This window comes from Nodularia sp. UHCC 0506, from assembly GCF_034931045.1.
Lineage (GTDB): Bacteria > Cyanobacteriota > Cyanobacteriia > Cyanobacteriales > Nostocaceae > Nodularia.
In genome coordinates this window covers 109,019-120,880 of sequence record NZ_JAYGHH010000001.1, presented here as the reverse complement: position 1 = coordinate 120,880, position 11,862 = coordinate 109,019, and the positions used below count along the sequence as shown (strand labels likewise).

Here is an 11,862-nt window from a genome sequence, read left to right as displayed (position 1 = left end):
GGGTCTGGTGCATAATAAAATCCCGCCCCACTAACAGTTTGCGTTACCCAGCTATTAATGACTCCTGGCTGTACGACAATGCGCTGATTATCTAAATCAACGTTGAGAATTTGCCGCATTAAGGAAGTGACTATCAACACCGAATCTTCTGAAGGTAAAGCACCACCAGATAAACCAGTACCAGAACCACGGGCGATAAAGGTTACAGAGTACTTATTGCATATCTTCACCAGTTCGGCAATTTGTTCTGTAGTTCTGGGCAAAACTACCACAGCCGGACGTTGACGATAACTAGTTAAGCCATCGCACTCATAGGTGATGAGTTCTTCCCGACGTTGCACTACACCATTTTTTCCAACTACAGCCTCAAATGCTTTAATAATAGGTTTCCAGTTGTATTGCTTTTTCTCTTGGATAAGCATAGTTTTTTATAGTTAGAGGTAGATATATCACCATTGTGACAAGAATACTGCTTTAGGGGAAGGCATAGCTATGCTGACCGCAGCAACATCACAAATCAATTAACCTAGAAATAACGCTCTCAAATAGTGGATAAAATTATGGTTGAGCAAATTCTCATCGATACAGATGATTTTTATGTGCCAGATGCCAACCTACTAGTTACCGAAGATGATACACCTGTGGACAATTTCGCATCTGCCAAACAACAACGCTTATTAGTCGGTTCTCTTTTTAGTTCTTTACAAAATCAAACTTTTTTAGCTGAGGCTAATGTGGGTGTTTACTACACAGACCTTCAGCCCCCCATTGTACCAGACGTTTTTCTGAGCTTAGATGTCCAAATTCCAGAAAAGTGGTGGGAAAAACACAATCGTTGTTATATGGTTTGGCGTTTTGGTAAACCTCCAGAAGTGGTAATGGAAATTGTCTCTAATAAAGAAGGTGATGAATTAGGCAAAAAGTTAGAAATTTATGAACAAATGCGGGCGAGTTACTATATTGTCTATGACCCAAATCGGCAATTAGGAGAACAAGCATTACGAATTTATGAACTCAGGGGAAGGCGTTATTTTGAAACTTCAGAAACTTGGCTAGAACAAGTAGGTTTGGGTTTAACTCTGTGGTCAGGTGCATTTGAAGGTAGACAAGATAACTGGTTGCGCTGGTGCTACCAAGATGGAACTATTCTACCTACTGGAGATGAACGGGCTGAACAAGCCGAACAACGCGCCCAATTGTTAGCAGAAAGACTCAGGGCTATGGGCATAGATCCTGATACTGTTTAGAAACGGTATCTAACTTTAATCAATTAAGCTAGAAATAACGCTCTTAAATAGTGGATAAAATTATGGTTGAGCAAATTCTCATCGATACAGATGATTTTTATGTGCCAGATGCCAACCAGCTAGTTACCGAAGATGATACACCTGTGGACAATTTCGCATCTGAAAAACAACAACGCCTCTTGGTTGGCTCTCTTTACAGTTCTTTACAAAATCAGACTTTTTTAGCAGCCGCTAATGTGGGTGTTTATTATGCCTACAGAAAGCCTCCCATTGTCCCTGATGTTTTATTTAGCTTAGATGTCCAAATTCCTGAAAAATGGTGGGACAAGCAAAATCGTTGTTATATGGTTTGGGAGTTTGAAAAACCTCCAGAAGTTGTAATGGAAATTGTCTCTAATAAAGAAGGTGATGAATTAGGCAAAAAGTTAGAAATTTATGAGCAAATGCGGGCGAGTTACTATATTGTCTATGACCCCAATCAGCAATTAGGAGAACAGGTAATACGGATTTATGAACTCAGGGGAAGGCGTTATTTTGAAACTTCAGAAACTTGGCTAGAACAAGTAGGTTTGGGTTTAACTCTGTGGTCAGGGGAATTTGAAGGTAGACAAGATAATTGGTTGCGCTGGTGTTACCAAGATGGAACTATTTTACCTACTGGAGATGAACGGGCTGAACAAGAAAAGCAACGGGCTGAACAAGCTGAACAACGCGCCCAATTATTAGCAGAAAAACTCCGGGCTATGGGTGTAGATCCTGATACTGTTTAGAGGCTTTGTAGAGATGTTTTATCAAATGTCTCTACACATTCTTGGTAAATTCTTCCACTCGTCGCCAAACCTTTTCTAACAAATCAGGATCATCTGCATCAAACCACTCAATTTTGGGATATGCTTTAAACCAAGTTCGTTGTCGCTTGGCAAATTGTCGCGTATGCAAAACCGTTAATTCTTTGGCTGAATCCAAAGAAATTTCACCTGCTAAATATTGCCTGATTTCTTGATATCCTAAAGTGTTTAACAAAGGTAAATCAGCACCATATTTTTCACAAAGATACTCGACCTCAGCCACTAAACCATCCGCTATCATTTGTTCTGTGCGTTTGTGAATGCGTAGTCTTAATTTATCTACCTCACAATCTAAACCTATTTGCAAAATCGGATAATCTGGGGGGTTTTCTCCTTGCTGCTGGGAGATTGGGCAACCAGTAATATAAAATACTTCTAATGCTCGTAAAGTTCGCACAGTGTCATGAGAATGAATCTTCTGGGCTGCGATCGCATCAACTTGTTGTAGTATTCCATACAGCGTCGTTTGTCCTAAAGATTGCAGTTGCGATCGCAATTCCTGATTTGGTGCAACTCTAGGAATTTTCATCCCTTGTACAATAGAACGTATGTATAAACCCGTACCACCGACTAACAATAATGGTGCAACAGGAAGAGTCTGAATGAGATTTTGCGTTTGTTCCTGATAGTCTGCTACCGTCATGATATCTGTGGGATTGCAGATATCTATTAAATAATGTGGGACTAATCTTTGCTCTGCTAATGTTGGTTTAGCTGTACCAATATCAAATTCTCGGTACACCTGACGAGAATCGGCACTAAGAATGACAGAACTTAGCTGTGTAGCCAAATTCAATGCCAAGCCTGATTTACCGGTTGCCGTCGCCCCACAAATTACAATCAATTTAGTCATTAGTTATTGGTCATTGGTCATTGGTCAACACTTCCCACACTCTTGGCTCTCTCGTAAAGCTTTTGTGATAAAATCTTAAGGCTTTTATCTGGTTTTTGCTTAGGGGCAATTACACCCCTGCTATTAAGTTAATTTTTATGACAAGTATTTGATGCAGAAGTGTTGTTTAATTGAACTTTACTCTTCGGTTCTCTTATACAAAACAGATATAGTACCGAAGCAATCTATAAGAATTTGAAATTTTTAGGCAATCAATTCAAAAAACTTATGGGGTTACATCCCCTATATAAACTTCTCACAAAATTGCTCTACAGTCGCCAGTAAGCCTTTTGTGTTAGAATTTTGGTGTGTTTTGACTTTTTTGTTTTTGGGCGACTTTAAACCCACGCATCAGGAGAATTTTCATGACGAGCAGTTACAGTGCCGATCAGATTCAAGTTCTGGAAGGTCTGGAAGCCGTCCGCAAACGGCCAGGGATGTACATCGGGACTACCGGGCCGCGAGGACTCCACCATTTAGTCTATGAGGTGGTAGATAACTCTATTGATGAAGCTTTAGCGGGTCACTGTACTCACATAGAAGTGGATATCAATGCTGATGGTTCGGTGACTGTCACAGATGATGGTCGGGGTATTCCTACCGATACTCACTCACGGACTGGTAAATCGGCTTTAGAAACCGTGTTAACAGTACTACACGCCGGTGGTAAGTTTGGCGGTGGTGGTTATAAGGTTTCAGGAGGATTACACGGGGTCGGTCTTTCTGTGGTTAACGCCTTGTCAGATGTCCTGGAAGTAACAGTTTGGCGAGATAATAAGGTTCATGTCCAGCGCTATGAACGCGGTGTACCAGTGACTGAACTGCAAACCAAGCCGGAAAAAGGGAACAGAACTGGAACCTCTATCAAGTTCAAGCCAGATAGCCAAATTTTTATCAATAGCGTTGAGTTTGATTACATCACAATCGCGGGTCGCCTGCGGGAGTTGGCTTATCTGAATGCAGGTGTCAAAATTATCTTTGGCGACCACCGTTTAGAATTGCTGAAAAGCGATACACCCAGAATCGAAACCTACGAATATAAGGGTGGGATTAAAGAATATATCGCTTACATGAACCGTGAGAAGCAACCACTGCACGAAGAAATTATTTATGTGCATGGGGAACGCAATAATGTACAAGTGGAAGTTTCTTTACAATGGTGTACTGATGCTTACACAGATAACGTGCTGGGTTTTGCGAATAATATTCGTACCGTTGACGGTGGTACTCACCTCGAAGGTTTGAAGGCGGTTCTGACTCGGACTTTAAATGCGATCGCCCGTAAGCGCAATAAAATTAAAGAGCATGAATCTAACCTCAGTGGTGAACACGTCCGAGAAGGTTTAACAGCCGTCATTTCCGTTAAAGTCCCAGACCCAGAATTTGAAGGACAAACCAAAACCAAACTCGGTAATACTGAAGTTCGCGGTATTGTTGATTCCTTAGTGGGAGAGGTTCTCAGCGAATACTTAGAATTTCATCCAGGAATCGCTGACTCGATTTTAGATAAAGCTATTCAAGCTTTTAAAGCCGCAGAAGCCGCCCGTCACGCACGGGAGTTAGTCCGACGCAAATCTGTACTGGAATCTTCGCCATTACCCGGTAAGTTAGCAGATTGTAGTTCTCGTGACCCTGGTGAGTCAGAAATCTTTATTGTGGAAGGTGACTCCGCAGGTGGAAGTGCGAAACAAGGACGCGATCGCCGCACCCAAGCTATCCTCCCCCTCCGTGGTAAAATCCTCAACATCGAGAAGACCGACGACGCGAAAATCTACAAAAATAATGAAGTCCAATCCTTAATCACCGCCCTGGGCTTAGGCGTGAAAGGCGACGAATTCGACTCTACACAACTGCGTTATCACCGCATCGTGATTATGACTGACGCTGACGTAGATGGCGCGCATATTCGGACACTGTTGTTAACTTTCTTCTATCGATATCAGCGCGCACTGATTGAACAGGGTTTCATATATATTGCTTGTCCTCCACTATTTAAAGTAGAACGAGGAAAGAATCATGAATACTGCTATAGCGAACGTGAATTGCAACAGTACCTGGGGACACTTCCTAGCAATGCCAACTACAACATTCAACGCTTCAAAGGTTTGGGGGAAATGATGCCTCAACAACTCTGGGATACTACTATGAATCCAGAATCTCGGAAAATGAAGCAAGTAGAAATTGAAGATGCTGCCGAAGCTGATCGTATTTTTACCATTTTAATGGGCGATCGCGTTGCACCTAGACGTGAATTCATCGAAACCTATGGTTCTAAACTCAATTTCACAGACTTAGATATCTAATATCAAGCTAACAAATAGCTATCTTCTATTAGGGAACAGTAAACAGGAATTTAAATAACACACAAATCTAGATTTTGACCCCACCCCACCCCATACTTTTTGGTTAAGGAGTGTGAAAATGTTCCAAATCCTTTAAAGAGTTTTGGGGTGAGGTTCTGTCTTTTAGAGAACTGTTATGGAAATTTGAGAATGATAGTTTATTGCCTTTGGCTGATGAATTTTGCCAAAACATGAAGCCATTGACCCATCAAATTACTCACCAAAAATTGCTTCAATCCTTATCACATATTTAGAAAAAAAACAATATCCTCCCCGGTGTGATTTATGAGTAGGCAATTACAAAAATCGGGGAAATTTTCTTTGCGCTTTTTACTCAGCGTAATTTGTTTGATAAAATACATAAGAAAGAAATTGACATCACAATTAATTTTTGACTATGGACTAAACCACAAAAACAAATTCTTGTCAAGATTCATCCCAAATTGATCAAGTATTTACTAGTCATTAGTTGGGTGGGGCGCATACCTCGCCGCTTGTAGATTTGGTTAACTAATTACTCTGCATAGCAGGTTAATCAGTATTCTTGAGATATCGTCAGCGTATTAACACTTCAGTAAGAATTAAAAGCACCTTTCAACTTTTGGTTTAATTTCTCCCACAAGTTAGAGGAGCATTTGTTATGCTTGAATAGCAAAGCAAAATTTTGTCTACCAAGCAGAATTGGCTAAATTTCTTAAGGATTCAATATCACAGAATCACAACATCATCCTTAAGATAAAAGTATTATATTTAACCAGCTTCTTACTGAAAGCCACGCTGCAATTAGGTTCTAAAACGATAATCCGACCTTTCTATGCGCCAACTTTTCACTGCAAATACCTTCCAGTATTGCCGGGCAATGACTATTATTTTGCCTGTATCATCTAGAGATTGAACTTCAATAGGTTAATCTCTACAATTTTGACTGTTAAATTTCTGCTGAATTGATTAAAATATCTGTGTATACAATAAGAACAGTTTGTCAACTTTCATCAGGTTGAAATTTCAGCAGTGCGCTAATGTGTGAATAAGACCAATCAGTTGAGTCTCAATTGTTTGCCATTTGACCGATTCCAAAGCCTCAACTCCTTAGTTCAGGCCTTTGGCATAGGTAAGGTTAAATGTTTTGAGACAATCATCACCGTATGTATTTACCCTGTAGGAATCTCTATGCAACTCTTAAGATTGAGTCATTTATGAAGGAAATGTCAAAATGGGTGCATTAATATTTCTCGCTTAAGTTAACATTAACAAAACTAGTGCTAAGTAATTAATGTTGCACACCATACCTAAAAGTATGTCAGAGCGAGTGTACCTTCCTAGAATGTAAAGATAACGCCACTAGGATACCAAAAAGTTTGAAAAAATTTTAAGGGCATGACTAGCATTTCCAATGTCTTTTTGTTATTAGTGGCTTTACCTTGCACAATAGTTTCATGATTAATACACAAAAAGAGTGCAATTTTTGTGAAACAGGCTACAATCGGAAAAGTCTTTATCAGAAAATATGCCAACATTCATATTACAGTCATATCTTGCTTATATGGAGTGGTAGATTTTTGCAGTGGAGACAGGTCTTTGTACAAGACAAATTAGTTAAAAGTTGTATGTCATAGCAACACATACGATTTCTAACTAAAATGAGCAAGTCAGCAGTAACTGCGACTTTCTGCATACAGTCAAAAATCCTCTATACAGAGGAGCAATACTTCCGAAAAAATTTCTGGGAAATCAGCCTAAAACCCAATTTTCGGTAGTTAATTAGCTCATTTTAAAAGAGCAGTAAACACATCTTGAGTAATTGATTCTGCAAGGAGCATGAGGAACGCGGCATGAACCAGGCTAACAACGTACTCGAAAGCATTTATCAGCCTGACCTAGAAATAATAAATCAGCCTGAGCTCGAGTTAGAACTCTTAGTCGAAGAAGAAGAAGAAGAGGACTTGCTGATTAACGATGATGGCGAAGATGAGTTTTTAGAGCCTCAGTCTGATGAGGACGACACAAAGTCTGGAAAAGCCGCTAAATCACGTCGTCGGACACAAAGCAAGAAGAAGCACTACACCGAAGACTCGATTCGCCTTTATCTACAAGAAATTGGTCGGATTCGCCTATTGCGGGCAGACGAAGAAATCGAATTGGCGCGGAAAATCGCTGATTTGTTGGAGTTAGAACGGGTGCGGGATAGACTGCAAGAACAGTTAGAACGCGAACCTGAATATCGGGAATGGGCAGAAGCTGTACAAATCCCGTTACCAGCATTTCGTTATCGCCTGCACGTTGGTCGCAGGGCAAAAGATAAAATGGTGCAATCGAACCTGCGTCTTGTGGTGTCAATTGCCAAGAAATACATGAATCGTGGTTTATCCTTCCAAGACTTAATTCAGGAAGGTAGTCTCGGTTTGATTCGCGCCGCAGAAAAGTTTGACCACGAAAAAGGTTATAAGTTTTCTACTTATGCTACATGGTGGATTCGTCAAGCAATTACCCGTGCGATCGCTGATCAATCCCGGACTATCCGCCTCCCGGTTCATCTTTACGAAACCATTTCACGCATCAAGAAAACTACCAAATTGCTATCCCAAGAAATGGGACGCAAACCCACTGAAGAAGAAATCGCTACTCGGATGGAAATGACCATCGAGAAGTTACGGTTTATCGCTAAATCTGCCCAGCTACCCATTTCACTAGAAACACCCATCGGTAAAGAAGAAGATTCTCGTTTGGGTGATTTTATTGAGTCAGATGGTGAAACCCCAGAAGATCAGGTTTCTAAAAATCTGCTGCGGGAAGACTTGGAAAAAGTCCTTGATAGCCTCAGTCCTCGCGAACGTGATGTCCTCAGACTCCGCTATGGTTTAGATGATGGTCGCATGAAGACTCTGGAGGAAATTGGCCAAATTTTCAACGTCACCCGTGAACGAATTCGTCAAATTGAGGCGAAAGCACTCCGTAAATTACGTCACCCGAATCGCAACAGTGTGCTTAAGGAGTATATTCGGTAGTTGTTCGTTATTAGTCATCAGCTAGAACCCAATCTCTGATGACTAACTAAAAATGATCCACAATTAAAAACCTGGTAGTGAATTATCTCTGCCAGGTTTTTTTTTAAAATTTTTATTTAGTTAATTCTGTGTAATAAAACTTACAGAATGCCCCAAAAATGAAGGAAACCTTGTCCAGAAAATAATTCAATTAGCGCAGCTGCTAAAAAACCAATCATTGCCAAGCGACCGTTCCAGATTTCAGCTTGGGGTGTAAAGCCCCAGCGCCAAGCGTTGCGATCTTCGATTACAGGAGCATTAACGTTTGTTGCGTTTGTCATGGTTGGCACTCCAAACTAGATTTACGAAGTATTGTTGCCTTATGTAAACTAATATAACAAATATTTTCAAAAATGCAACGTTTATTTATAATTTTGTTGCTAAATATTGACTTGATTAGTTTTTGCTAGGCTTGAAAAACAAGCATCTATCCCAGGAAAGATTTACTTAAAGTTAAATCTTTTCCCAGCAATATAAATATACTTATTGATATAGATTATCAATTATCTTAGCATGAAGTTGGATATTTTAGGGCAAAAATCTAGATAATTTGGATTTGTTATGGGCAATCTAGATTTGATAGGTACATTAATTTATAGAAAACTTTAGCATTTACAACAGTTTTCATGTCATTAGGGGTTCCAGAATCAACAGAAACCCTTGATTAAAATAAGTAGAATTTTTATTTGGAAGTCCCTAAGCACTTCTCAGGGCTACAATCGGGTCAAGTTGAGCTGCACGTTGAGCAGGAACGACTCCAAAAAATAAACCAATTCCTCCAGAGATCCCAACGGCTGTCGCGATCGCCATGGGAGAAATTGCTGCTTCTAAGGGTGTTAATACTCCGACTAAAATAATACCGCTTACACCAACCGCAGTCCCGACTAAACCGCCGATGACGGAAACAATCACCGCTTCAATCATAAATTGCAGTAAGATATTCTGTTCGGTTGCGCCAATTGCCTTCCGTAGTCCGATTTCTTGGGTACGTTCGGTGACGGAAACCAGCATAATATTCATAATGCCAATCCCACCCACAAATAATGAGATACCCGCGATCGCAGTTAACATAATAGTTAATGCACCGGAAATTTGACCGACGGTTTCCAAAGCATCTTTTTGAGTATTGATGGTGAAATCGTCTTCCCCAGTAATTTTGTGCCGCAAACGCAGCAAGTTAGTAATTTGGAACTTTGCTGCATCCACACTCTCGGCATTGTTAGCTGAGATAGCAATATAAGTTAACTCTAAGCCGTAGGGAGAAGTTCGCCCCACAATTCTGTTAGCCATTGTCATCAGTGGAATTAATGCCGCTTCATCGTAATTCACACCTAAGTTTGAGCCTTTGCTTTCTAGTACTCCAATTACTTGAAAACTGGCATCTTTGATCCGCAACTTCTGACCGATAGGGTTACTATCACCAAATAATCTTGCTGCCAAGTCTGCGCCTACTACCACAACTTGGTTATTCCGCTTCATATCTACATCAGTAAAAAATCGCCCTGTCGCAGTTTCAAAGTCACGCACAGTCAAAAATGAGGGAGTTGTGCCAACAATATTCACATTACTGTTTTGATTGCTATAGGTGATTACCTGTCTGCTATTCAATTCTCCTGTGACTGCTGCTACCGTTGGGACTTGACTAGCGATCGCGTTGGCATCTTCCAACACTAAAGTTTTTGGTACATCTCTAGAGATACGTTGAGCTGCTTGATTGCCTGGAAGGACAAATAACACATTTGGCCCTAAAGATTCCAATTGTTGAGCAACAAACCTTTGTCCACCCTCGCCAATTCCAATCATGGCAATTACTGAAGCATTCCCAATGACAATCCCCAACATTGTCAAGGCGCTACGCAATTTATTAGACAGCAGGGTTTTTCCCGCCATTTGCATACTTTCTAGGAAATTCATACTAGTTCGTAGTTCGTAGTTCGTAATTTCAGAGATGAACTCAAGATTCTATGGGTTATTCTCCTCTCTGGCTTTTTTGTTGATGTAGTCTTGAGGTGGGTTAATAAACACGCGATCGCCTTGTTGGACTCCCTGTAGAATCTGGGTTTGGTTTTCAATTTGCGCCCCAATAGTGACTTTCTGAAACTGGGGTTGATTTTTTTTATCTACAACTAAGACACCAGTTTGTCCTTGTTCGGTGACAATTGCGACTGTGGGTAACACTAACGCGTCACTGAGGCGATCGCCTAAAAAAGTCAAATCCACATTTAAGCCAGAACGCAATTTTTCTATACCCGTATCCAGTGCTACCCGCACCTGAAAGGATGTTACACCTTGTTCCACCACTGCTTCGGGAGCAATCAAACGCACATTACCTTTAAATACTTGATCAGGATAGGCATCAGCGACAATTTCTACCTGCTGTCCTTGTTCAATTCTGCCAATATCCACTTCTGGGACTTGCGCCAGCACTTCTAAACCTCTTGCAACTGCCACAATAGAACTAGAAGTTGCCGATGCACTGGTAGAGGCAGAAGTTGTAGGAGTTACAAAAGCGCCAACGTTAGCATATTTCTGGGTAACAATTCCAGATAAAGGCGCACGAATCACAGTATCTTGTAGCCTCACTTCTGCCGCCTGAATTTGAGCTTCCGCCCCTTTCACTGCTGCTAGACGTTGAGCAATTTCCTCTGGACGACTGCCATTTTGTAACAATACCAATGCGGCGCGGGCTTCGGTTACAGCCGCTTCTCTAGCTGTTATTTCTTCATTCCGGCTACCAACTTTCAACAGCGAAAGTCGTTTTTTAGCTTCATCTAAACTCGCTTTTGCCCTTTGATCTTCACTAATATATTGTTCTAATTGGTCTTGAGAAGTTGCGCCTTGCTGGGTTAATTCTTGATAACGCTTGACCCGTGATTGGGTAAGATTTACCTGGGCTTGGGCTGAATTTACCTGGGCTTGGGCTTGGGCAATTTCCTGATCACGATTCCCCGCACGGGCTTGGTCTAATTGTGCCTCGGCTTGAGCTAAACGCGCCTGAGCTTGCGTTATTTCTTCAGGACGACTCCCCTCAAGGGCTTGATCTAATTGTGCCTGTGCTTGAGCTAAATTGGCACGTTGCTGGAGGATTTGCGCCCGGATATCACCCACATCCATTCGCGCCAAAACTTGATCTTGCTCAACGCGATCGCCCTGTTCTACATATAACTGTGCCAGCACACCAGGATTTTTGGGACTGATATTCACACTTTGAACCGGCACAACTTTGCCACTGGCAGTAATTCTTAAAGTTACATTTTGTGCCTCTACGGGAACAGTTAATTCATTAATATTTTGTTCACGAGTTCTCTGATTCACTAGGTTATGGGTAACAGTTGCACCCACAGCTAAAGAACCTACGACTATTAACCCAATCCCCCAGCGTAGTGGATATTTAACTTTGCCAATAAAAGGCAATTCTATTTGCGTAACCATAAATAGTAGCCTATGAATATCACTTGGCTCCAATAGCCTGATTCAGCCAGTACAGGA

The 11,862-nt window shown here is 41.1% G+C and carries 8 protein-coding genes and 1 pseudogene; 4 read left to right on the top strand and 5 right to left on the bottom strand.

All coding sequences use genetic code 11. The annotated features are described in order from the left end of the window. Window positions 1–422 (bottom strand): annotated as a pseudogene (locus tag VB654_RS00570) (FAD-binding oxidoreductase); the annotation flags it as partial. Between the two features lie 138 nt (window positions 423–560). Between VB654_RS00570 and VB654_RS00565 the strand changes: the two are divergent. Continuing rightward, the gene (locus VB654_RS00565; RefSeq protein WP_323211302.1) at window positions 561–1,247 is read left to right on the top strand and encodes a Uma2 family endonuclease; all 687 of its coding nucleotides are present in this window, start codon (window positions 561–563) and stop codon (window positions 1,245–1,247) included. A 62-nt stretch (window positions 1,248–1,309) separates the two neighbouring features. After that, entirely contained in the window at window positions 1,310–2,017 is a 708-nt protein-coding gene (locus VB654_RS00560) for a Uma2 family endonuclease (protein WP_323211301.1), read from the top strand. A gap of 31 nt (window positions 2,018–2,048) precedes the next feature. Here the strand turns inward: VB654_RS00560 and miaA are convergent, their stop codons facing one another. Beyond that, complete coding sequence (miaA, locus tag VB654_RS00555) at window positions 2,049–2,948, bottom strand: tRNA (adenosine(37)-N6)-dimethylallyltransferase MiaA (protein WP_323211299.1); 900 nt, start codon at window positions 2,946–2,948, stop codon at window positions 2,049–2,051. Between the two features lie 404 nt (window positions 2,949–3,352). Between miaA and gyrB the strand changes: the two genes are divergently transcribed. Both gyrB and rpoD read left to right on the top strand, forming a co-directional pair. Further along, window positions 3,353–5,290 carry a DNA topoisomerase (ATP-hydrolyzing) subunit B gene (gene gyrB, locus VB654_RS00550; RefSeq protein WP_323211297.1) on the top strand — a complete coding sequence of 646 codons (1,938 nt, stop codon included), beginning with the start codon at window positions 3,353–3,355 and terminating at the stop codon, window positions 5,288–5,290. A gap of 1,871 nt (window positions 5,291–7,161) precedes the next feature. Next, on the top strand, window positions 7,162–8,334 hold the full coding sequence (gene rpoD / locus VB654_RS00545; RefSeq protein ID WP_323211296.1) for an RNA polymerase sigma factor RpoD: 1,173 nt from the start codon (window positions 7,162–7,164) through the stop codon (window positions 8,332–8,334). A 140-nt stretch (window positions 8,335–8,474) separates the two neighbouring features. Here rpoD and VB654_RS00540 read toward each other — a convergent pair whose 3' ends face one another. The 3 genes from VB654_RS00540 to VB654_RS00530 form a co-directional block, all read right to left on the bottom strand. Continuing rightward, a complete protein-coding gene (locus VB654_RS00540; RefSeq protein ID WP_323211294.1) occupies window positions 8,475–8,654 on the bottom strand; it encodes a chlorophyll a/b-binding protein in 180 nt (59 codons plus the stop codon). Between the two features lie 415 nt (window positions 8,655–9,069). Next, a complete protein-coding gene (locus VB654_RS00535; RefSeq protein WP_323211293.1) occupies window positions 9,070–10,287 on the bottom strand; it encodes an ABC transporter permease in 1,218 nt (405 codons plus the stop codon). 48 nt (window positions 10,288–10,335) lie between these two features. Then, window positions 10,336–11,805: an efflux RND transporter periplasmic adaptor subunit gene (locus VB654_RS00530; protein ID WP_323211292.1), complete on the bottom strand. Its 1,470-nt coding sequence runs from the start codon at window positions 11,803–11,805 to the stop codon at window positions 10,336–10,338. Between the last annotated feature and the right edge of the window lie 57 nt (window positions 11,806–11,862).

Bases quoted from the DNA above. Each gene is read 5' to 3' on its own strand.
- miaA (WP_323211299.1), bottom strand. From the start codon at position 2,948: ATGACTAAATTGATTGTAATTTGTGGGGCGACGGCAACCGGTAAATCA.
- VB654_RS00540 (WP_323211294.1), bottom strand. From the start codon at position 8,654: ATGACAAACGCAACAAACGTTAATGCTCCTGTAATCGAAGATCGCAAC.
- VB654_RS00560 (WP_323211301.1), top strand. From the start codon at position 1,310: ATGGTTGAGCAAATTCTCATCGATACAGATGATTTTTATGTGCCAGAT.
- VB654_RS00535 (WP_323211293.1), bottom strand. From the start codon at position 10,287: ATGAATTTCCTAGAAAGTATGCAAATGGCGGGAAAAACCCTGCTGTCT.
- gyrB (WP_323211297.1), top strand. From the start codon at position 3,353: ATGACGAGCAGTTACAGTGCCGATCAGATTCAAGTTCTGGAAGGTCTG.
- VB654_RS00530 (WP_323211292.1), bottom strand. From the start codon at position 11,805: ATGGTTACGCAAATAGAATTGCCTTTTATTGGCAAAGTTAAATATCCA.
- VB654_RS00565 (WP_323211302.1), top strand. From the start codon at position 561: ATGGTTGAGCAAATTCTCATCGATACAGATGATTTTTATGTGCCAGAT.
- rpoD (WP_323211296.1), top strand. From the start codon at position 7,162: ATGAACCAGGCTAACAACGTACTCGAAAGCATTTATCAGCCTGACCTA.